At 65.4% G+C, this 20,225-nt stretch carries 18 protein-coding genes; 10 read left to right on the forward strand and 8 right to left on the reverse strand.

The window, feature by feature from the left end; translation table 11 throughout:
- Positions 1-66 precede the first annotated feature (66 nt).
- Genes ACQ4MJ_RS14010 through ACQ4MJ_RS14030 form a run of 5 tightly spaced genes read left to right on the forward strand, consistent with a single transcriptional unit; the run spans position 67 to position 5,471 of the window.
- Positions 67-1,749, forward strand: coding sequence for an EAL domain-containing protein (locus ACQ4MJ_RS14010; RefSeq protein WP_431152293.1), 1,683 nt, complete (start codon positions 67-69; stop codon positions 1,747-1,749).
- Between the two features lie 4 nt (positions 1,750-1,753).
- Positions 1,754-2,881: a saccharopine dehydrogenase family protein gene (locus ACQ4MJ_RS14015; RefSeq protein WP_431152292.1), complete on the forward strand. Its 1,128-nt coding sequence runs from the start codon at positions 1,754-1,756 to the stop codon at positions 2,879-2,881.
- Positions 2,878-3,267 (forward strand): DoxX-like family protein, encoded by a 390-nt coding sequence (locus ACQ4MJ_RS14020; protein ID WP_431152291.1) that lies wholly within the window; start codon positions 2,878-2,880, stop codon positions 3,265-3,267. Before ACQ4MJ_RS14015 ends, ACQ4MJ_RS14020 begins: the two co-directional genes overlap by 4 nt.
- Positions 3,264-3,758, forward strand: a complete 495-nt coding sequence (locus ACQ4MJ_RS14025) for a DUF2269 family protein (protein ID WP_431152290.1) — start codon at positions 3,264-3,266, stop codon at positions 3,756-3,758. The genes ACQ4MJ_RS14020 and ACQ4MJ_RS14025 overlap by 4 nt, the downstream gene beginning before the upstream one ends.
- Before the next feature lie 15 nt (positions 3,759-3,773).
- Positions 3,774-5,471: an ABC1 kinase family protein gene (locus tag ACQ4MJ_RS14030; protein WP_121419328.1), complete on the forward strand. Its 1,698-nt coding sequence runs from the start codon at positions 3,774-3,776 to the stop codon at positions 5,469-5,471.
- 87 nt (positions 5,472-5,558) lie between these two features.
- Here the strand turns inward: ACQ4MJ_RS14030 and ACQ4MJ_RS14035 are convergent, their stop codons facing one another.
- The 4 genes from ACQ4MJ_RS14035 to ACQ4MJ_RS14050 are packed head-to-tail and all read right to left on the reverse strand — an operon-like array spanning position 5,559 to position 8,685.
- Positions 5,559-6,392, reverse strand: a complete 834-nt coding sequence (locus ACQ4MJ_RS14035) for a molybdate ABC transporter substrate-binding protein (protein ID WP_431152289.1) — start codon at positions 6,390-6,392, stop codon at positions 5,559-5,561.
- Positions 6,393-6,401: 9 nt separating this feature from the next.
- Positions 6,402-7,229, reverse strand: a complete 828-nt coding sequence (locus ACQ4MJ_RS14040) for an extracellular solute-binding protein (protein WP_431152288.1) — start codon at positions 7,227-7,229, stop codon at positions 6,402-6,404.
- The gene (locus ACQ4MJ_RS14045; protein WP_431152287.1) at positions 7,226-7,951 is read right to left on the reverse strand and encodes a phosphate ABC transporter ATP-binding protein; all 726 of its coding nucleotides are present in this window, start codon (positions 7,949-7,951) and stop codon (positions 7,226-7,228) included. The genes ACQ4MJ_RS14040 and ACQ4MJ_RS14045 overlap by 4 nt, the downstream gene beginning before the upstream one ends.
- Positions 7,948-8,685 (reverse strand): ABC transporter permease, encoded by a 738-nt coding sequence (locus ACQ4MJ_RS14050; protein WP_431152286.1) that lies wholly within the window; start codon positions 8,683-8,685, stop codon positions 7,948-7,950. Before ACQ4MJ_RS14050 ends, ACQ4MJ_RS14045 begins: the two co-directional genes overlap by 4 nt.
- A gap of 50 nt (positions 8,686-8,735) precedes the next feature.
- Between ACQ4MJ_RS14050 and ACQ4MJ_RS14055 the strand changes: the two genes are divergently transcribed.
- From ACQ4MJ_RS14055 to ACQ4MJ_RS14065, 3 genes are all read left to right on the forward strand, one after another.
- Positions 8,736-9,863 (forward strand): substrate-binding domain-containing protein, encoded by a 1,128-nt coding sequence (locus ACQ4MJ_RS14055; protein WP_431152285.1) that lies wholly within the window; start codon positions 8,736-8,738, stop codon positions 9,861-9,863.
- A gap of 181 nt (positions 9,864-10,044) precedes the next feature.
- Positions 10,045-10,665: a TRAP transporter small permease subunit gene (locus tag ACQ4MJ_RS14060; RefSeq protein WP_121507186.1), complete on the forward strand. Its 621-nt coding sequence runs from the start codon at positions 10,045-10,047 to the stop codon at positions 10,663-10,665.
- Between the two features lie 28 nt (positions 10,666-10,693).
- Positions 10,694-12,466, forward strand: coding sequence for a TRAP transporter large permease (locus tag ACQ4MJ_RS14065; protein ID WP_431152284.1), 1,773 nt, complete (start codon positions 10,694-10,696; stop codon positions 12,464-12,466).
- 553 nt (positions 12,467-13,019) lie between these two features.
- Here ACQ4MJ_RS14065 and ACQ4MJ_RS14070 read toward each other — a convergent pair.
- From ACQ4MJ_RS14070 to ACQ4MJ_RS14085, 4 genes are all read right to left on the reverse strand, one after another.
- Positions 13,020-14,102 carry a TRAP transporter substrate-binding protein gene (locus ACQ4MJ_RS14070; RefSeq protein ID WP_121419321.1) on the reverse strand — a complete coding sequence of 361 codons (1,083 nt, stop codon included), beginning with the start codon at positions 14,100-14,102 and terminating at the stop codon, positions 13,020-13,022.
- Positions 14,103-14,334: 232 nt separating this feature from the next.
- Complete coding sequence (dxs, locus tag ACQ4MJ_RS14075; protein WP_431152283.1) at positions 14,335-16,239, reverse strand: 1-deoxy-D-xylulose-5-phosphate synthase; 1,905 nt, start codon at positions 16,237-16,239, stop codon at positions 14,335-14,337.
- Between the two features lie 115 nt (positions 16,240-16,354).
- Complete coding sequence (locus tag ACQ4MJ_RS14080; protein WP_431152282.1) at positions 16,355-17,320, reverse strand: polyprenyl synthetase family protein; 966 nt, start codon at positions 17,318-17,320, stop codon at positions 16,355-16,357.
- The gene (locus ACQ4MJ_RS14085) at positions 17,317-17,559 is read right to left on the reverse strand and encodes an exodeoxyribonuclease VII small subunit (RefSeq protein ID WP_431152281.1); all 243 of its coding nucleotides are present in this window, start codon (positions 17,557-17,559) and stop codon (positions 17,317-17,319) included. Before ACQ4MJ_RS14085 ends, ACQ4MJ_RS14080 begins: the two co-directional genes overlap by 4 nt.
- A gap of 277 nt (positions 17,560-17,836) precedes the next feature.
- On the opposite strand from ACQ4MJ_RS14085, the gene ACQ4MJ_RS14090 reads away from it, so the two are divergent.
- Positions 17,837-18,967 carry an aromatic ring-hydroxylating oxygenase subunit alpha gene (locus ACQ4MJ_RS14090; RefSeq protein ID WP_121419318.1) on the forward strand — a complete coding sequence of 377 codons (1,131 nt, stop codon included), beginning with the start codon at positions 17,837-17,839 and terminating at the stop codon, positions 18,965-18,967.
- Between the two features lie 323 nt (positions 18,968-19,290).
- A complete protein-coding gene (locus ACQ4MJ_RS14095; protein ID WP_121419317.1) occupies positions 19,291-20,202 on the forward strand; it encodes a DMT family transporter in 912 nt (303 codons plus the stop codon).
- Positions 20,203-20,225 lie beyond the last annotated feature (23 nt).

Raw genomic sequence — 20,225 nt, forward strand, 5'->3', positions numbered from 1 at the left:
CCACCAGGGCCTCCCATCGGTCGTATGATGACCGTCAAAAAACAAGGGTGGGAACAAGGGGTGGAAATGGTTTCAATCTGGCACGACGCCACCGTTGCGTTTGCAGTGGGGTTTCCGCCGCTGCTCCAAAGCCTGCTGTTCTGGATCTTCGCGTCGCTGGTGGTGCATGTGTGCCAGCGCCTGGTCGAACACACGGCGTTTTCGGTCGATCCATCGAGCCGCCGCATCAGCGCCTCGCAAGCTGCCCTGTGCATTGGCTGCATTGTCTGGGCCCTGGATGTGGTGGGTCTGTTCATGTATGCCGAGTTGGCGCACCACGTGCTGGAGTTGGTGCCCGCCCTCAGTGGCCTGCTGATCATGGCGGTGAGTGCGCGACTCACCATTCCGACACTCAGCACCAGCGCCAGCAAGGCGCGCATTGTGGTGGCCGGTGTGTGGCTGGCGGCTGGCATGCTGACGGGGCACTTTGCGATCACCTGGGGCCACGTGCAGAGTTTTTCGCAGGTCAATGTGCTGGCAATCATGGCGTCCATGGCCACGGCCGTGGCCCTTGCGGCGTGCACCGCAATCCGGCACCGGTCGGCCAAGCTCAGCATGCTCACGCCCCGCTACCGCGCACAAACCTGGGAAGACAAGGTGCTGTGCGGCGCCGCCATCCTGGTGCTGCACTGGATGCTGGTCAACACCTTTGCACTGCACCTGGGCGACCCGAGCGGTGAGTCCGACGGCATTGCGCTGCTGGTCACCGTGCTGGCCTTTGCCATTGCCGTAGCGTTGGAACAGATGAGCAACATGCGCTCGGACGCTGGCCGCCAGCAGCTCTTGCGACGCGGGCTGTCGATGATGCGGTCATCGGCCACGGCGCAAAACGCCCAGCGCGACATGCAGCTGTCGCTCATTGCAGACCATTTGCACCGGCTGCTGCACCCGGAGAACCTGGCGTTGCACTTTCAGCCCATCGTCGATTTTCAGCAGCGTGGCGTGCAGTTCGAAGCCCTGCTGCGCATGACCGACACGACCCTGGGCGCCATCAATCCTGAAACCTTCCTGCTGGTGTGCGAGTTGCAGGGCAAGACGCCCGAAGTGGACCGGATGATCCTGTGCAACGCACTCGACAGTGCCAAGGCCTGGCAAGCCCAGGGCCTGAACGACACGACCATCAGCGTGAACGTGGCCCCCATCACGCTGCTGGACGACCGCTTTGCCCCGTGGCTGCGTGAAGAACTGGCCCTGCGCGGCCTGCCGCCGCGCACCCTCAAACTCGAAATGACCGAACACGCCATCATTGCGCTGGGCACGGAGATGGTGGCCGCCATCCACACACTCAGCGCCATGGGTGTTGTGGTGTGGATGGACGACTTTGGCGCCGGCTACTCGTCGCTGGGCATGCTGGCCGACCTGCCGATTGCAGGCATCAAATGCGACCGGCTCTTCGTGCGAAAGCTGCCGCAGGACAGCCGGCGACAGATGCTGCTGCGGCATATCAGCGCGCTGGCCGGCGAGTTCGGACTGTCTGTGGTGGTGGAAGGCGTGGAGACCGTGGAGGAGCTGCAGACGCTTGCCGCCATTGGGCTGCACTGCATCCAGGGCTACGTGTTCAGCAAACCCATTCCAGCAGCCCACGTGCCCGACTGGCACCACACCCACATGCAGCCCCAGCGCGCAGCGCTGCAGGCCTTGCTGCGCCCGGCGGGTTCCACACCGTTTTCAGCACTCCCGCCCGCCATCGCGCCAGCCCCCGGACTCTGAACCCATGGCAACACTCACAACACTGGTCCTGGGCGGGTACGGCAACTTTGGCGCACGCATCTGCCGCGCACTGGCAGGCGACGCGGCTACGCGCCAGCACATCGCCCTGCTGGTGGCAGGCCGCGATGCATCCCGCGCCCAGGCCTTGGCGAACACATTGGGCCACGGCGTCCAGGGCGTGGCCCTCGACCACCAGGCCCCGGGTCTGGCTGCCACCTTGCGCGAATGGGGCGTGGATCTGGTCATCCACACTGCGGGGCCTTTTCAGGCGCAGGGTTACAGCGTGGCCCAGGCCGCCGCTGAGGCGGGCGCGCACTATATCGACCTGGCCGATGGCCGCCGTTTTGTGTGCGACTTTCCAGCTGCCCTGCAGGCCGCGTTTACCGCCGCCGGACGCACCGCCATCGCTGGCGCCAGCACCGTGCCCGCGCTGTCCTCGGCCGTCATCGACCACCTGTGCGCGGACTGGCAGTGCATTGACAGCATCGACATCTGCATCGCCCCCGCGCAACGCGCGCCACGCGGACAGGCCACGCTGGCGGCCGTGCTGAGCTACTGTGGCTTGGTCATCGATGTGTGGCAAGACGGCCGCTGGCAGCCGAAACGGGGCTGGGCGCAGCCCACGCCGGTCCAGTTCCAGCGGCTGCGACCGCGCCTGGGGGCGGTCTGCGACATCCCGGATCTGGAAATTTTCCCGGCCCATTACAAAGCCCGCGACCGCGTCACCTTCCGCGCCGCGCTGGAGGTGGGCCTGGCACAGAGAGCCTTCGCCACCCTTGCAGCGCTGCGCCATTGGGGCGTGCTGCCCCATCCCGAAAAGCTGGCCTGGCTGATGCACCACGCGGGCGGCGCGCTGGACTTTCTGGGCACGCCGCTGGGCGGCATGGTGGTGCGTGTGGCGGGCACCGGTGCGCAAGGCCAGCCCCGCCGCCGCGCCTGGCACATTGCAGCCGACCACGACCATGGCCCCGAGATCCCCTGCATGGCCGCCATCCTGCTGGCGCGCCAACTGGCTGTTGGGCAACCCTTGCCCACCGGCGCACACACCAGCACCAGCCTGCTGCCGCTGTCGGCCTTTGCACCCGAGTTTGCGAAGTGGGGCATGGTGACGGACATCGTGGAGGAGCCATGACCCCTGCCACCTATGCCTTGCTGCGCTGGAGCCTGGTGTTTGTGTGGCTGGCCACGGCCATCGTCAGCGTGGTGGAGTTGAATGGACAAAGCCGGGCACTGCTGGTCAGCCTGCCCCCAGCCTGGAGTACCCCAGGACTGGCTCACTTTCTGATCCTTGCGGGTGCCACCGCCGACGCCGTCATCGGCCTGTGGATGGCCTGGCGCCCCGGCAGGGCCGTCTACCTGGCGGCGCTGCTGCTCATGGGGGTCATGACGCTGTTGGCCACTTTCGTTGATCCGTCCTGGTGGCTGCACCCGCTGGGCCCGCTGACTAAAAACCTGCCCATCGCCGCCATCCTGCTTGTGCTGCTGCAAGACGCGACGACGACACCACCCAAGCCATGAGCCTGTACCTCACCCTCAAATGGCTGCACATCATCTCCAGCGTGCTGCTGGTGGGCACCGGCCTGGGCTCGGCGTTCTACATGTTCTTCACCAACCGCAGCGGCAATGTTCAGGCGCAAGCCGTGGTCACACGCCTGGTGGTGCGGGCGGACTGGTGGTTCACCACACCCACGGTGTTCATCCAGCCCGCCACAGGGCTTGCCATGGCGGCCATGGCCGGGCTGCCCTGGAGCACGCCGTGGCTCGCGGTATCGATTGCGCTGTACCTGGTGGCCGGTGCCTGCTGGCTGCCCGTGGTGTGGCTACAGCTGCGCATGCGCGACATGGCGAAAGAGACCGCAGAGGCGGCGCAGTCCGCACCAGGCGGCGGCGTGCTGCCGCCCTTGTACTGGCGCTACGCCCGCTGGTGGGAGGCGCTGGGCTATCCGGCCTTTGTGGCCATGGCCGTGGTGTTCTACCTGATGGTGAACAAGCCCGCCCTGAACTTCTGAACCTATCATCGCCCCATGCTGATCGAGACCCTGGACACTGCCCGCGACCTGGGGCGCCTGAAGGAAATCCTGGGCGTGATGGTGCGCCACGGGTTTGGCGACACCGTGCGCCGCCTGGGCCTGGCCGACCGGCTGGAGCGCGCGGGCCAGGCACTGAACTGGACCCACGCAGCAGACCTGGCCCGCTTGGAGCCGCCCGTGCAGGTGCGCCTGGCGCTCGAAGAGCTGGGCCCCGCGTTCGTCAAGTTTGGCCAGATCCTCGCGGGCCGGGCCGACCTGTTTGGCCCGGAGTGGATTGCAGAATTCGAGAAACTGCACAGCCAGGTGCCCGCTGTGCCCATCGATGCGCTGCGCCCGCAACTGCGCGAAGACCTGGGCGCCGAACCCGAAGCCGTTTTTGCCTGGTTCGACACCACGCCGCTGGCCGCCGCATCGATTGCGCAAGTGCACCGCGCCCGCCTGCAGGACGGCAGCGAGGTCATCGTCAAGATCCGCCGCCCCGGCATTGCAGACACCATCCAGGCCGACCTGCGCCTGCTGCAGCGCCTGGCCGCGCTGGCCGAGGCCGAGCTGCCCGCGCTCAAGCCCTACCGGCCCCAGCAACTGGTGCGCGAGTTCGCGCGCTCATTGCGCCGCGAGCTGGACCTGGCCGGCGAATGCCGCCAGGCCGAACGCATTGCCATCAACATGGCGGCGCTGCCCCACATCGTGATCCCGCGCGTGCACTGGGCCTACACGCGCGAGCGCATTAACGTGCAGGATTTCATCGACGGCACACCCGGCGGCGCCCTGGCGGCGCTGACGCCCGAGGCCGGGTTTGACCGCTCCGTGCTGGCGCAGCGGGGCGCGCAGGCAGTGCTGCAGATGATCGTGAAGGACGGCGTTTTCCACGCCGATCCGCATCCCGGTAACGTGTTCTACCTGCCCGGCAACCGCATTGCCTTCATCGACTTCGGCATGGTGGGCCGCCTGTCGCAGCGCCGGCGCGACGAGCTGCTGCAACTGCTGCTGGGCCTGGTCGAACACCAGCCCCAGGCCGTGGCCGACGTGCTGCTGGACTGGACGGGCGACGCGCAGGGACTGAACCTGGGCCAGCTCGAAACCGAGATCGAGGCCTTTGTGGACCAGTACCACGGCGTGCCGCTGGCACAGCTGAGCCTGGGCCAGATGCTGGCGGATGTGACGGCCATCCTGCGCGAGCACCACCTGGGCCTGCCATCCGACCTGGCGCTGCTGATCAAGGCGTTCATCTCGCTCGAAGGCATGGGCCGCAACCTGGACCCGGACTTCCATATGGCCACCGAAGCCCTGCCGCTGCTCAAGCAAGTGGTGCGCGAGCGCTACGAGCCCAAGGTGCTGGCCGGGCGCGCGTGGAGCACTCTGCGGCGTGCGCTCGCCACGGTGGAGCAGTTGCCCGACGACCTCGGGCGGCTGCTTCGCAACGCGCGGCGCGGGCACCTGCAGGTGGGCATCGAGCTGGCCCACCTCAAGCGCGTGGGCGACCAGATCGACCGGTCGGCCAACCGGCTGGCGATGGCGCTGGTGATTGCCGCGCTGATCATCGGCTCGTCCATCGTGATGACCGTGAAGGGTGGGCCTACGCTGTTTGGTCTGCCAGCGTTTGGCTTCCTGGGGTTCTTTGGTGCCGTGGTGTGTGGCCTGTGGCTGGTGCGGGCCATCTGGCGCAGCAGCCACCACCGCGATGACGACTGAGCGCTGCAAAAAACACGCCGCGGCTCCCCACCAGGTGGGGAGCCGCGGGTGTGCAAGCCCGCAGCACGTCAACGGACTGCAACTCGGTCAGGGTTGCCCAAACCCCATCCGCTGCAGCACGGCCTGGGCGGCCGGTTGGCGCAGCGCACTGGCAAACACCTGCGCCGCAGCGGGCGCGTCGGCGCGTACGGTCAGGCCATACGCAGCGCCCACCTGCAGCGCTGCAGGCAGCTGCACCACGCGCAGGCGCGGCACCTCGGCCTGGGCCGCTACCGCGTTGGTGCAGTAGGTCAAAAACACATCGGCCTGGCGCTGGTCCATCACCCAGGCATAGGTGCCGCGGCCTGCAGGCGGCTTGGGCGAATCCGCGCCACCCGTGAGCTTCAGGGCCTTGGCATCCAGCTGCGCGTAGGCACCCGGCTGAATCTTGTCGGCTTGGCGAAACATCGCCCAGGCGTAGTCGCCCGACGGGTCAGCCTTGGGCGTGGAAGTGCCCACGCGCACATCGCTGCGCAGCATAGTTGCCAGCAAGGTGTTAGGGGTGGCGCTGATCTGCTCGCTGGTCAGCGCACACAGCGCGTTGCGCGTGAACACCACAGGCGCCTGCCAGCCGCCCCGGGCCGCCAGGCGCTGCGGGTGGTCGGTGTCGGCCGAAGCAAAGACCTGTGTGGGCTCGCCCTTTTCGATGCGCTCGCGCAGCAGGCCTGAGGCGCCGAAGGTCAGCGCCACCTTCTGGCCCGTACGGGCCTCGTGGTCGCGCGCGATCTCAGTGAAAGCCTCGCGCAGGCTGCCGGCGGCGTACACCTGCACGGGAGTGGCGTCAGCCATGGGAGCCTTGGCGGGCGCCACCGCACAACCGGCCAGGGCCAAGGCCAGACCGGTTGCCGCAGCGGCTACCGCCGCCTGTGAACGGGTTGCCATGGAGGCCGCTCACTGCGCTGCGTTCGGGAAGAACAGCTGCTCGCCGCCGATCTTGTAGCCCGCAATGGCTGTCTGGCCGGCGGGCGACACCACCCAGTCCACAAACTTCTGCGCGTCCTGCGCCTTCACATGCGGGTGCTTGGCGGGGTTCACAACCATCACGCCGTACTGGTTGAAGAGCTTGGTGTCGCCCTCGACCAGAATGGCCAGGTCGGCGCGGTTCTTGAAGTTGAGCCAGGTGCCCCGGTCGGCCAGCACATAGGCGCCGCTCGATGCCGCAATGTTGAGCGCAGGGCCCATGCCGCAGCCACATTCCTTGTAGCCACTGCCCTTGGCTGCGTCAGCGCCTGCGAGCTTCCAGTAGCGCAGCTCGGCCGCGTGGGTGCCGCTCTTGTCGCCCCGCGAGATGAAGTTGCCATTGGCGGCAGACAGCTTCTGCAGGGCCTGAACGATGTCCTTGCCTTTGGTGCCCACCGGGTCATTCTTCGGGCCGATGAGGATGAAGTCGTTGTACATCACCGGGTAGCGCTTCACGCCCCAGCCATCGGCCACAAACTTTTCTTCGGCAACCTGGTCGTGCACAAACAGCACGTCGGCATCGCCGCGGCGCGCCATATCGAGCGCCTGGCCGGTGCCCAACGCCACCACTTTCACGTCCAACCCACTGGCCTTCTTGAATTCAGGCATCAGGTAGCCGAACAGCCCGGACTGCTCCGTGGATGTGGTGGACGCCATGGTGATGCTCTGCGCGAGCACCGGGCCGGATGCTACAAATACAATAGCTGCTAGTGCTTTATGGATAAGCGCTGGGGCACAAAAATTCTTGAAATTCGTCATACCAGTTCTCCTTTGACAAACAAACGGGCGGCCTCGGGCAAGGGGCCATTGAAAAAATCGTGTACCGGCAGGTCGGCCACCAGGCGGCCGTGCTCCATATAGATCACGCGGCTGGCCAGGCGCTTGACCTGGCCCAGGTTGTGGCTGCTAAAGACCATGGTCACGGGGTGGGCCGGGCCTGCCGCGCTGTGGCTGGCGGCAAAGTCGGCCATCAGGGCTTCGACCTCGCGCTTGGCGTGGGGATCGAGGCTGGCGGTGGGCTCGTCCAGCAGCAGCACATCGGGCCGCAACGCCCAGGCGCGGGCCAGGGCCACACGCTGCTGTTGGCCGCCCGACAGGGTGCGGGCGTTCTGCGCGGCGATGCCCTGCAGGCCCACACGCTGCAACGCAGTGAGCGCCTGCAGCCGCGCATCACGCCAGCGCGTGCCGCGCAGCCACAACGCCAGCGCCACGTTGTTTTGCGCACTGGTGCGCAGCATGTGGGGGCGCTGGAACAGCATGGCCTGACGCATGCCTGTGTTGCACTGGAAGCCGCCGCTGGCGTCCGCCAGACCGTTGAGCACGCGCAGCAGCGTGCTTTTGCCACTGCCGTTGGCGCCCACCAGCGCCACGCGCTCACCGGGGGTGATGCGCAGGGTAACTTGGTCCAGCGCCTGCACGCGGCCATAGCGCACGGTCACCTGGCGCAGATCGACCCAGGGGTTTGCCGAAGGACCGCTCATGCCGCCACCCCCACGGGCGTGCTGGAGGCCGATCCATCCACCCGCTCGCGCCAGCGGCGCACCAAAGCGATCAGCACATTGAGCGCCAGCACCACGGCCAGCAGGATGATGCCCAGCGCCAGCGCCAGGGGCAGGTCGCCCTTGCTGGTCTCCAGCGCAATGGCGGTGGTCATCACCCGCGTGAAGCCGTCGATATTGCCGCCCACGATCATCACCGCACCCACCTCGGAGATCGCACGGCCAAACGAGGCCAACAGCACCGTGAGCAGCGCATAGCGCTCGTCCCAGGCCAGCAGCAGGCTGCGCAGCAGCGGGCTCGCGCCCATCGACCGCAGTTGTTCGCCATGCGCGCGCTCGGCGTCTTCCACCGCCTGCCGCGTCAGCGCCGTGACCACCGGCAGCACCAAAATGGCCTGCGCCAGCACCATGGCCTTGAAGCTGAACAGCCAGCCCAGCGCACCCAGCGGCCCGCTGCGCGAGAGCACCAGGTACACCACGAGCCCCACCACCACCGACGGTACCGCCAGCAAGGTGTTGAGTACCGCCAGCACGGCACCGCGCCCGGCAAAGCGGGCGACGCCGAGCCAGGCGCCCAGCACCAGGCCCACGCCACAGGCGATCAGGCAGGCGGTGGCGCTGACGGACAAGGATCGGCCCACGATGGTCCACAGGACGGGGTCGGAGGAGAGGGTGAGTTGCAGCGCTGTGCTCGCGCTTTCCGAGAGTGTGGACATGGGTTCGGCTATCGTAGGCACCTCACCAATATCCAGCGATATGAACGTCCGTGCATAGGGTCCAACTTCACTACACGCTCAGCCGCGATGCAGGCAATGCGCTGATCCGCAACCCACTGCCCGAACTGCTGCAGGCCGTGGCCGAGCAGGGCTCCATCTCGGGCGCGGCGCGCGCGCTGGACCTGTCCTACCGCCATGTCTGGGGCGCCCTCAAGCGCTGGGAGGAGCAATTGGGCGGCGAGCTGATCATCTGGGGCAAGGGGCAGTCGGCGCAGCTCAGCGAGTTCGGCACCAAGTTGCTGTGGGCCGAGCGCCAGGCCCAGGCGCGGCTCGCGCCGCAGATCGCCGCGCTGCACGCCGACCTGGAGCGCGCCTTTGCCGTGGCCTTTGACCCCAACGCCCATGTGCTCACCCTGTACGCCAGCCATGACGATGCGCTGGTGGCGCTGCGCACCCACGCCGCCGCGCAGGCCGATGCGGGCGCGCTGCACCTCGATATCCGCTTCACGGGCAGTGTGGATGCGATCCGTGCGCTGAATGAGGGGCGTTGCACGCTGGCGGGTTTTCACACTGTGGAGCACCCCGCCGCCGATTCATTGACTGCGCGCACCTACAAGCCCCTGCTGCAGCCCGGGTTGCACAAGATCATCGGCTTTGCCCAGCGCACCCAGGGCCTCATCGTGGCACCGGGCAACCCGCTCGGGCTGAGCAGTCTGGCCGACGTGGCCCGCACCAGCGCCCGATTTCTCAACCGGCCACTGGGCACCGGCACCCGCGTGCTGCTCGACGACCTGCTGGCCCAGGCCGGCGTGGAGGCCCAGGCCATTCGTGGCTATGCGCTCAACGAACCGTCTCACACCGCCATTGCCCAGGCCGTGGCTGCGGGCGCGGCCGATGTGGGCATGGGTATTGAAGTGGCAGCCCGGGCGCGTGGGCTGGATTTTGTGCCGCTGGTGCACGAGCGCTACCACCTGGCCTGCCTGAAAGCCAGCCTGGACCAACCCGCCACGCTGGCCCTGCGCAACTTGCTGCAAACCCCCGAATGGCTGGCCCAGATGGCCACCTTGCCGGGCTACAGCCCCTGGCAGTGCGGCGAGGTGCAGGCCATGAACACGGTGCTGCCGTGGTGGCAGTTCACCCGCAAAAAGCGCACTTCCGAGCCTAGGAAGAAACCCTAATTGCTACTTTTTTTATAGCTACAGAATGAGTACCGGCTGCGGGATAACACCGTCACGCTGCCGTCAGCCTGGGCCTACAGTGCTCCGTAGAATCGCGCCGTTGTAAAAGTTTGTCGAATCGTTGCGCTTACCGGCGCGTGGGTCGGCATATCGCACGCAAAGCCTTTTTATTGGAGACACCATGCAGGCTCTACTGAAGTTATCAAGGGGGATCGACTGGCTTAACACCCAGGTCGGCAAATACGTGGTCTGGCTCATCCTGGCCTCCACGGTAATCAGCGGCGTGAACGCGATAGTGCGCAAAGCGTTCAACATCAGCTCCAACGGTTTTCTGGAAATCCAGTGGTACCTGTTTGCTGCGTCGTTCCTGCTGGCCGCCGGATACACGCTGCTCCAGGGCGAACACGTCAAGGTGGACGTGATCTCCAGCCGCTTTTCCAAGCGCACTCAGATCTGGATCGACGTGTTCGGCTACATCGTCTTCCTCACGCCCATGTGCCTGGCGGTGCTCTGGTATGGCATTCCCTTCTTCACCCGCGCCCTCGCGTCGGGCGAAATGTCGAACAACGCTGGCGGGCTGATTCGCTGGCCCGTGTACCTGATGATGCCGCTGGGTTTTGCCCTGCTGTGGCTGCAAGGCATCTCCGAACTCATCAAGCGCCTGGGTTTCCTCCAGGGCCTGATCGAAGACCCCACGGTCAAGAAGATTGAAAAAACAGCTGAAGAAGAACTGGCCGAATCCATCCGCAACCTGGCCGAAGCCGCCAAGGGCAACGGCAAGAACAAGGCCGAGGCCCACTGAGCGGCCCCACCAAGCGGAGACACACACCATGGAATTTCTTACCCACAACCTTGCCCCCATCATGTTCGCGGGGCTCATCTGCTTTTTGCTGGTGGGCTTCCCGGTCGCCTTCAGCCTGGGCGCCTGCGGACTGTTCTTCGCCTTCATCGGCATTGAATTGAACGTGCTGCCCGAAGCCCTGCTGCAAGCCGTGCCGCTGCGCATCTTCGGCATCATGCAGAACGATACCTTGCTGGCCATTCCGTTCTTCACGCTCATGGGGCTCATATTGGAGCGAAGCGGGATGGCGGAGGACCTGCTCGACACCATCGGACAACTGTTCGGCCCCATCCGTGGCGGCCTGGCACTGGCCGTGATCTTCGTGGGTGCGCTGCTGGCAGCCACCACGGGCGTGGTGGCCGCATCGGTGATCTCGATGGGCCTGATCTCGCTGCCCATCATGCTGCGCTACGGCTATGACCGGCGACTCGCGGCGGGGGTGATCGCAGCCTCCGGCACGCTGGCACAGATCATTCCGCCCTCCCTGGTGCTCATCATCATTGCCGACCAGATGGGCCGCAGCGTGGGCGACATGTACAAGGGCGCGTTCCTCCCCGGCCTGATGCTGACCGGCTTCTATGCGCTCTACGTCATTTTGCTGGCCATCTTCAAGCCCCAGTGGGTGCCTGCCATCCCGCCCGAAGCGCGCACGCTGCGGGACGACAATGGCAAGAGCGGTGTGACCTCGCTGCTGGTGCTGACCGGCATCTGCGTGGCGGCATCGATGTATGTGGCCAAGAACATGCCTGCCCTGCACACCTGGTGGTCCGGTGAAGCCGTGGACCGCGTGGCGCTGGACGAAACCATCGTGGTGTCCATGTGTTTTGGCGTGGCACTGGCCTTCGTGGCAGCCAGCATCAACAAGATCACCCGCATGGGCCTGCTGTCCCGCGCAGCCGAGCGCGTGACGTTTGTGCTGATCCCGCCACTGCTGCTGATCTTCCTGGTGCTGGGCACCATCTTCCTGGGCGTTGCAACCCCCACCGAAGGCGGCGCCATGGGCGCATTGGGCGCGGGCATCATGGCCATCATCCGTGGCCGCCTCACGATGTCGCTGCTGCGCCAGGCTGTCACCACCACCACCAAGCTGTCATGTTTTGTGGTGTTCATCCTGGTGGGCGCCACCATGTTCGGCCTGACCTTCCAGGGCGTGGACGGCCCGCTGTGGGTGGAGCACCTGCTGACCGGCCTGCCCGGTGGCCAGCTGGGCTTCCTGATCGTCGTGAACGTCATGGTGTTCTTCCTGGCGTTCTTCCTGGACTTCTTTGAACTGTCCTTCATCGTCGTGCCCCTGCTGGCCCCCGTGGCCGACAAGCTGGGCATTGACCTGATCTGGTTTGGCGTGCTGCTGGCCATCAACATGCAGACGTCGTTCATGCACCCACCGTTTGGCTTTGCGCTGTTCTACCTGCGCAGCGTGGCCCCGGCGAAGGAGTACATGGACAAGGTCACCAAGAAGATGATTGCGCCGGTCACCACCCCCCAGATCTACTGGGGTGCCATTCCCTTCCTGTGCATCCAGCTGCTGATGGTGGCTCTGGTGATCGCCTTCCCGGGCATTGTCTCCAGCGGGCTCGACGAGAAGCAGGTCTATGACCTCGACAAGGTCCGCATGGAAATGGAAGCCGCCATGCCCGACGCTAGCGCCGAAGCGGCCGATCCGACTGCCGGCATGGCAGGCGCTGCGGACCCCGCGCCTGCTCCTGCAGCAGACGACCCCCTGAAGGCACTGCAAGACTCCATGTCCACCGACAAGAAGTGAGTACACCGCTTGCAAGACGACCGTGATTCAGTCTGACCCGGGCCCCGCGCCCTGGTCCTCAAACCTCCGCAGATGGGAAACCTCTGCGGAGGTTTTTTTATGGAGCAGACGCGGAGGGGGTCCGGTGCGCCATGGATCATGGAGGTAGCGGTGGGGCATCGACTTTGGCACATCGCGCAAGCAGACGAGACTCTTGATCCCCTGCCCCCTTTCTTGGCGGCGAACAGCCCCAACGAAGCCTCTTCACGAATCGAGAGGCTTCAGCAGGAAACAGGCACCGGCCGCGCACTCCAAGGCATCGAGAGTCAAGCAGCCTGGTCGGGCTGGGCTTGGGGGCTTGGGGGCTTGGGGGCTTGGGGGCTTGGGGGCTTGGGGGCTTGGGGGCTTGGGGGCTTGGGACCTCGCCCACTTTCCTGCGGTTGAGGGGGCCGCATGGCCACAGCAAGGTGCCGCCTCGCAGAACACAGGGACGAAAAAAAACCCGCCCAAAAGTGGACGGGTTTTGCAGACCTTGGAATGGCAGCTTGCGCCGCCACTCCAGAGCCACTCGGGATCAGAGCTTCTGCGAAGACATGAACGAGTCGTAGCGGGCTTCGGCAAAGCGGAACCAGAGCACCTGGTCGCGCTGGAATGCACGCATGTCGGCGTAGATCTTCTTCCACTCGGGGCTTTTCGCGTCGTTGGCAGCGAAGACTTCCATGGAGGCCTTGAACGAAGCGTCCATCACGGCTTGCGAGAACGGCAGCACCTTGGTCTTGGCAGCCACCAGTTGCTTGAGGGCCGTGGGGTTCAGCGCATCGTACTTGGCCAGCATGTCGATGTGGGCCACGTTGGTTGCGGCTTCGATGATGGCCTTGTTCTCGGCAGACAGGCCGTCGAAGGCCTTCTGGTTGACGAAGAAGTCCACTTCCGGGCCACCTTCCCACCAGCCGGGGTAGTAGTAGAACGGAGCCACCTTGTTGAAGCCCAGCTTCTGGTCGTCGTACGGACCCACCCATTCAGCAGCGTCCAGCGTGCCCTTTTCGAGGGCCTGGTAGATTTCGCCGCCAGGGATGCTCTGGGGCACAGCGCCCAGCTTTTGCATCACTTCACCGACCAGACCACCGCCCAAGCGCATCTTCATGCCCTTGAAATCATCCGGCGACTTGATCTCCTTGCGGAACCAGCCACCCATCTGGGTGCCGGTGTTGCCGCCAGCGAAGCTGATGGCGTTGTAGTTCGCGTAGAACTCGTTCATCAGCTTGCGGCCATTGCCATGCAGCATCCAGGCATTCATCTGGCGGGCATTGAAGCCGAAGGGCACTGCCGAACCCAGCGCGAAGGCGGGGTTCTTGCCGTAGAAGTAGTAAGGCACGGTGTGGCACATCTCCACGGTGCCCTGCTGCACGCCGTCCATCACGCCAAAGGGGGGCATCAGCTCGCCACCAGCGTGCACGGAGATTTCAAACTTGCCACCCGACATGGCCTTGACGGCCTTGGAGAACACATCAGCGCCGCCATAGATGGTGTCCAGCGACTTGGGGAAGCTGGAAGCCAGACGCCAACGAATGGCAGCCTGGGCGTGGACGGCAGGCGCAACGCCTGCAGCCAGCACGCCAGCGATGCCAGCCTGCTTGATGATTGAACGACGATCCATGAGGTTCTCTCCGATATAGTGATTGCGAAACTTGGGCGCACGCGTTGTGCACGGCGCCGTCAAGGACTTGTTTGAGCCGGGTTCATTGTAGAAACATGCCCCCTCAGACTTTTGCGGGTTTTCCCGCGAAAATCCCTGCCCTTACACATGGCTTCAGGCTTCTGCAAGCATCTTGGGGACAGCCGCACACACCCCGCTGCAAAACGGGACTGCAGCAGACCACCCTGGCAGATCAGGCCGCCCGCACAGACTGCAGCGCGGGCAAAAACCGCCGCTCGATCGCAAGGCGGATTCCCTCGGCATCGAGCCCTTGCAACGCAAGCAGCTTGGCCGGGTCGCCATGTTCGATGAACACGTCCGGCAGGCCCAGCTGCAGCACGGGCCGCACGATGCCCATGCTGTGGAGCGCCTCGGTCACGGCGCTGCCCGCACCGCCCATGATCGCGCCCTCTTCCAGCGTGACCAGCGCATCGTGGCGCTCGGCCACCTCGCGCAACAAGGCCTCGTCGATGGGTTTGGCCCAGCGCATGTTGACCACCGTAGCGTCCAGAGCCTCGGCCGCTTCCAGCGCGGGGTACAGCAACGTGCCAAACGACAGGATCGCAATGCGCGGCGCCTTGGCATCGGTGCCCTGGCGCTCGCGACGGATCTCGCCTTTGCCAAAAGGCAGGCCATCCAACGCCGCCAGCGGTGCCACACCGGCGCCGCTGCCACGCGGGTAACGCACGGCCACGGGGTGGTCCTGCTCGAAGGCGCTGCTGAGCAGTTGGCGGCATTCGCGCTCGTCAGCAGGGCAGGCCATGCTCATGTTGGGAATACAGCGCACAAACGGAATGTCGTACGCGCCTGCATGCGTGGCACCGTCGGCGCCTACCAGACCCGCGCGGTCCAGCGCAAACACCACGGGCAGGTTTTGCAGGGCCACGTCGTGGATCAGCTGGTCATAGCCGCGCTGCAAGAAGGTGGAGTAAATCGCCACCACCGGCTTGACGCCTTCGCAGGCCATGCCGGCGGCAAAGGTTACGGCATGCTGCTCGGCAATGCCCACGTCGTAGTAGCGGTCCGGGAAACGTTTTTCAAACTCCACCATGCCCGAGCCCTCGCGCATGGCGGGCGTGATGCCCACCAGGCGAGAGTCGTGTGCGGCCATGTCGCACAGCCACTGGCCAAACACATGCGTGAACGTCTGCTTGGGCGGCGTGGCGGGCTTGGTGAGGCCCACGGAGGGGTCGAACTTGCCGGGGCCATGGTAGGCCACGGGGTCGGCCTCGGCCAGCTTGTAGCCCTGGCCTTTTTTGGTGACCACGTGCAGGAACTGCGGGCCTTTGAGGCCCTTGATGTTCTCCAGCGTGGGGATCAGCGAATCGAGGTCATGCCCATCAATGGGGCCGATGTAGTTGAAGCCGAACTTCTCGAACAACGTGGCAGGCACCACCATGCCCTTGGCCTGCTGCTCAAAGCGCTTGGCCAGCTCCAGCAGGGGCGGCACGGGGCGCAGCACGGTCTTGCCCACGTTCTTGGCAGCCGCGTAGAACTGCCCGCTCATGAGCTGAGCGAGGTAGCGATTGAGCGCGCCCACGGGCGGGCTGATGCTCATGTCGTTGTCGTTCAGCACCACGAGCAGGTTGGCATCGGCCACCCCCCCGTTGTTCAGTGCCTCAAACGCCATGCCCGCACTCATGGCGCCATCGCCGATGATCGCCACGGCGTGGCGGTTTTCGCCCTTGCGCTTGGCGGCCAGCGCCATGCCCAGCGCGGCCGAGATGCTGGTGCTCGAATGCGCGGTGCCAAAGGTGTCGTAAATGCTCTCGGCCCGCTGCGGAAAGCCCGAGATACCGCCCAACTGGCGCAGCGTGTGCATGCGGTCGCGGCGGCCGGTCAGGATCTTGTGCGGATAGGTCTGGTGGCCCACGTCCCACACCAGGCGGTCTTCAGGGGTGTTGAAGACATGGTGCAGCGCGATCGTCAGTTCCACCGTGCCCAGGTTGGAGCTGAGGTGTCCGCCCGTGCGCGCAACACTTTCGATCACGAACCCGCGCAACTCGGTCGCCAGGGCCTTGAGATCTGCGCGCGAAAGCTGGCGCAGGTCGGCCGGGTCATTGATGGTCTGCAGCAGGGGAAAGGACATCGTGGACATTTACTATTCTTTTCATAGCTGCCAGCGCTTTACAGGAAAGCGCTGGAGGCCAATTTGGCATTGATTTCACTGCAACGGGCATGAACAGGGTGCAGCACGGATCATCGGGCCAGGCTCAGTGCGAGCGGCGCACCACCATGTCCGCCAGGGCCGCCAGCGCGCGGCTATCGGGCAGGCCACTGCGGGCCAGGGCCGCATAGGCCTCGGCCAGCAGCTCCTGGGCATAGGCCTGCGCCCGCGCTAGCCCCAGCAAAGACACATAGGTGGGCTTGTCGGCCGCAGCATCCTTGCCGGCCGTCTTGCCCAGCGTGGCCGAATCGGCCACCACGTCCAGGATGTCATCCACCACCTGGAACGCAAGACCCATGGCGGCGCCATAGTCGGACAGCGCCTGGTAGGCCGCGCCCACGGCGTGGCCGCACGCCGCCCCCATGAGCACACTGCCCTGCAGCAGCGCGCCGGTCTTGAGCCGGTGCATCTGGCGCAACTGGTCTTCGGTCAGCGCCACACCCACGCTGGCCAGGTCGATGGCCTGCCCGCCCGCCATGCCGGCCGATCCGGCGGCCCGCGCCAGCAGCCTGCACAGCGTGGCCTGCGTGGCGGCGGGGATGAGGGTGTTGTCGGGCGTGAGCAACTCAAATGCAAAGGCCTGCAAGGCATCGCCCGCCAGCAGCGCCTGGGCCTCGCCAAACTGCACATGCACGGTGGGCTTGCCACGGCGCAGCACGTCGTTGTCCATGCAGGGCATGTCGTCGTGCACCAGCGAGTAGGCATGAATGAGTTCCACCGCGCACGCGGCCCGCAGGGCCGCCTCGTCCAGGCCAGCGCGCAGCGCGGCATCGTCAACCACCGCAGAGGCCGGTGCGCCACTGCAGACCGCCTCATAGGCCGCCAGCACCAGCAGGGGCCGCAGCCGCTTGCCGCCATCGAGCACGGCATAGCGCATGGCGTCGCCCAGCCCGGCGGGTGCGCCATCGCCCACCCATTGCGACAGGGCCTGCTCCACCCGGGCCAGGTGGTTCTGGCTCCAGAGGTTCATGTCCAGCGGCTGGCTCTCGAAATTCGTTGGCACCGCGCTCATTCCTGGTTCCATGGTTGCAGTTGCCCTTCATCCAGCACCTTGATCTGGTCCTGCACGGCTTCGAGCCGCTGGCGGCAAAACGCCAGCAACGTGGCGCCGCGCTGGTAGCCGGCCAGCATCTGGTCCAGCGGCAACTGGCCCGACTCGATGCGGGCCACGAGTTGCTCCAGCTCTTCCAGGGCCGCCTCGTAGCTGGCAGGTTCGGCGGGAGGAGCGGGGGCTGCGGGGGCGTTGGGCATGGAGGGGGCGGCAGAGCGCGGGTGAAAAACCGATGATTTTAGGCGCACCGGTACGCCCTTCGTGTCAGACGCGGTCCGATGCGTGACGCCGCTCTATTTTCAGAAAGCGATGTTTTCTATTCACGTAGCGGGGGTGCGGGAATAACCCCACCGCCTATAATCCCATTCCAGTCGAGCCGGCTAGCCACCCTAGCCGGTTTCCTTTTTTCCAGATGCGCATTCCCCGGCGCACCTCCCGCACTTTCTCCCTGTGGGGAGTCTTTAGGTCAGGTCACCCATGTCTGATTTAAGTCTTCAACTGCAGCAGGCCGCAAGCCAACTACCAGTTTCAAGCTACTTTGACGATGCGCTGTTCCAGCGCGAGCTGGACACCATCTTCCAGCGCGGGCCCCGCTATGTGGGGCACCAATTGGCGGTGCCCAACACGGGCGACTATTACGCACTGCCCCAGGAGGGCGAGGGCCGCGCCTTGGTGCGCAACGCCCAAGGCGGCATTGAGCTGGTCTCCAACGTATGCCGCCACCGCCAGGCCGTCATGCTCAAGGGCAAAGGCTCGCTGAACACCCAGCAAAAGGGCAGCGCGGGCGGCAACATCGTGTGCCCATTGCACCGCTGGACGTACAACCCCCAGGGCGAGTTGCTGGGCGCACCCCACTTTGCGCATGACCCGTGCCTGAACCTCAACAACTACAAGCTGCGCGAGTGGAACGGCCTGCTGTTTGAAGACAACGGCTACGACGTGGCCGCCGACCTGGCCCAGATGGGCCCGCGTGCCGACCTGGACTTTGACGGGTACGTGCTCGACCACGTGGAGCTGCACGAGTGCAACTACAACTGGAAGACCTTCATCGAGGTCTATCTGGAGGACTACCACGTCGGCCCCTTCCACCCAGGCCTGGGCAGCTTCGTGACGTGTGACGACCTGCGCTGGGAGTTCGGCAAGAACTACTCGGTACAAACCGTGGGTGTGGCCAATCGACTGGGCAAGGCCGGCAGCCCGGTGTACGAGCGCTGGCACAAGGCGCTGCTGGACTACCGCGAAGGCAAGCCGCCGAAGTACGGCGCCATCTGGCTCACGCTGTACCCGCACATCATGATCGAGTGGTACCCGCATGTACTCACCGTGTCCACGCTGCACCCCATCAGCCCCACCAAGACACTGAACATGGTGGAGTTCTACTACCCCGAGGAGATCGCGGCCTTCGAGCGCGAATTCGTCGAGGCGCAAAAGGCCGCCTACATGGAGACCTGCATCGAGGACGACGAAATCGGCGAGCGCATGGACGCAGGCCGCAAGGCCCTGCTGGCGCGCGGCGACAACGAAGTCGGCCCCTACCAGAGCCCCATGGAAGATGGCATGCAGCACTTCCACGAGTGGTACCGCCAGGTCATGGGAAGCCCCCCCTGAGCCACTTCGCGTCTTCCCCCCACGGGGGACGCCCCCCGGCGTACGCAAGCGAAGTGCCGCATCCGCGGCTTGGCGGCCCTCGCGCGGGGGCACTGGCCTGGGCGGCGCCAGTTTTGAGAGGCCCCAACCTGAGTTTGTGCCGTCGATCCGTGAAGTCTCGAACAGCGAGGTAAACGCTATCCATTCGCGACGACCACCCTGACCGCTCTCATTACAATAGCTGCCACCGCTTGATCCGCAAGCGCTGGCAGCTATTTTTATTTCAAGCCGTGCAATCCTATGCCCCACGTGCGGCGCGCGGCCTTTCACAGGATCACGTCACGATGCAAGCCCTCTGGATGGTGTTGGCCGCGTTCTTGTTTGCCAGCATGGGGGTGTGCGTCAAGATCGCATCGGACTTCTTCAACTCGGCCGAACTGGTGTGTTACCGGGGTCTGATCGGCATGGCCATCCTGTGGCTGCTGGCACGCTCTCAAAAAGTGACGCTGGCCACGCAATACCCCGGCATGCACGCCTGGCGTAGCCTGGTGGGGGTGGCGTCGCTGGGCGCATGGTTCTACGCCATTGCCCACCTGCCGCTGGCCACGGCCATGACGCTCAACTACATGAGCAGCGTGTGGATCGCCGCCTTCCTGGTCGGCGGCACGCTGCTGGCCTGGCGCCCTTCTGCGGCATCGCCACGGCCCGCCCTGCAAGGGCCGCTGATTCTCACCGTACTCACCGGATTCGTGGGCGTGGTGCTGATGCTGCGCCCCAGCCTGGACCAGAACCAGGCCTTTGCCGGACTGATCGGGCTGATGTCCGGCCTGACGGCTGCATTTGCCTACATGCAGGTGGTGGCGCTGTCGCGCCTGGGCGAGCCCGAATCGCGCACCGTTTTTTACTTCGCCGTGGGCTCTGCGGTGGCGGGGGGCGGGGCCATGCTGTTTACCGGCGTGTCGGACTGGCCAGGCTGGCAGGCGCTGTGGCTGCTGCCCATCGGTGTGCTGGCTGCGGGCGGCCAGCTGTGCATGACCAAGGCTTACGCCAGCGCCAAGACCCAGCGCGGCACGCTGGTGGTGGCCAACCTGCAGTATTCGGGCATCGTGTTTGCCGCCGTCTACAGCGTGCTGCTGTTTGGTGACAAGATCCCGCCCATCGGCTGGTTCGGCATGGCCCTCATCGTGGGCAGCGGCATCGTGGCCACCATCCTGCGCGCGCGGGCTGCGCCCGGGGCACCTGCCGAAGAACACTGACGGATACAAAAACAGATACGGCC

The sequence above is a fragment of the Acidovorax facilis genome, assembly GCF_050626955.1.
Taxonomy (GTDB): Bacteria; Pseudomonadota; Gammaproteobacteria; order Burkholderiales; family Burkholderiaceae_C; genus Acidovorax; species Acidovorax facilis.

What these genes read in the sequence shown, in the direction of transcription:
- ACQ4MJ_RS14065 (WP_431152284.1), top strand. Translation starts at nt 10,694, where the DNA reads ATGGAATTTCTTACCCACAACCTTGCCCCCATCATGTTCGCGGGGCTC.
- ACQ4MJ_RS14030 (WP_121419328.1), top strand. Translation starts at nt 3,774, where the DNA reads ATGCTGATCGAGACCCTGGACACTGCCCGCGACCTGGGGCGCCTGAAG.
- ACQ4MJ_RS14010 (WP_431152293.1), top strand. Translation starts at nt 67, where the DNA reads ATGGTTTCAATCTGGCACGACGCCACCGTTGCGTTTGCAGTGGGGTTT.
- ACQ4MJ_RS14020 (WP_431152291.1), top strand. Translation starts at nt 2,878, where the DNA reads ATGACCCCTGCCACCTATGCCTTGCTGCGCTGGAGCCTGGTGTTTGTG.
- ACQ4MJ_RS14025 (WP_431152290.1), top strand. Translation starts at nt 3,264, where the DNA reads ATGAGCCTGTACCTCACCCTCAAATGGCTGCACATCATCTCCAGCGTG.
- ACQ4MJ_RS14045 (WP_431152287.1), bottom strand. Translation starts at nt 7,951, where the DNA reads ATGAGCGGTCCTTCGGCAAACCCCTGGGTCGATCTGCGCCAGGTGACC.
- ACQ4MJ_RS14050 (WP_431152286.1), bottom strand. Translation starts at nt 8,685, where the DNA reads ATGTCCACACTCTCGGAAAGCGCGAGCACAGCGCTGCAACTCACCCTC.
- ACQ4MJ_RS14090 (WP_121419318.1), top strand. Translation starts at nt 17,837, where the DNA reads ATGTCTGATTTAAGTCTTCAACTGCAGCAGGCCGCAAGCCAACTACCA.
- ACQ4MJ_RS14040 (WP_431152288.1), bottom strand. Translation starts at nt 7,229, where the DNA reads ATGACGAATTTCAAGAATTTTTGTGCCCCAGCGCTTATCCATAAAGCA.
- dxs (WP_431152283.1), bottom strand. Translation starts at nt 16,239, where the DNA reads ATGTCCACGATGTCCTTTCCCCTGCTGCAGACCATCAATGACCCGGCC.
- ACQ4MJ_RS14060 (WP_121507186.1), top strand. Translation starts at nt 10,045, where the DNA reads ATGCAGGCTCTACTGAAGTTATCAAGGGGGATCGACTGGCTTAACACC.
- ACQ4MJ_RS14085 (WP_431152281.1), bottom strand. Translation starts at nt 17,559, where the DNA reads ATGCCCAACGCCCCCGCAGCCCCCGCTCCTCCCGCCGAACCTGCCAGC.
- ACQ4MJ_RS14095 (WP_121419317.1), top strand. Translation starts at nt 19,291, where the DNA reads ATGCAAGCCCTCTGGATGGTGTTGGCCGCGTTCTTGTTTGCCAGCATG.
- ACQ4MJ_RS14080 (WP_431152282.1), bottom strand. Translation starts at nt 17,320, where the DNA reads ATGAGCGCGGTGCCAACGAATTTCGAGAGCCAGCCGCTGGACATGAAC.
- ACQ4MJ_RS14015 (WP_431152292.1), top strand. Translation starts at nt 1,754, where the DNA reads ATGGCAACACTCACAACACTGGTCCTGGGCGGGTACGGCAACTTTGGC.
- ACQ4MJ_RS14070 (WP_121419321.1), bottom strand. Translation starts at nt 14,102, where the DNA reads ATGGATCGTCGTTCAATCATCAAGCAGGCTGGCATCGCTGGCGTGCTG.
- ACQ4MJ_RS14035 (WP_431152289.1), bottom strand. Translation starts at nt 6,392, where the DNA reads ATGGCAACCCGTTCACAGGCGGCGGTAGCCGCTGCGGCAACCGGTCTG.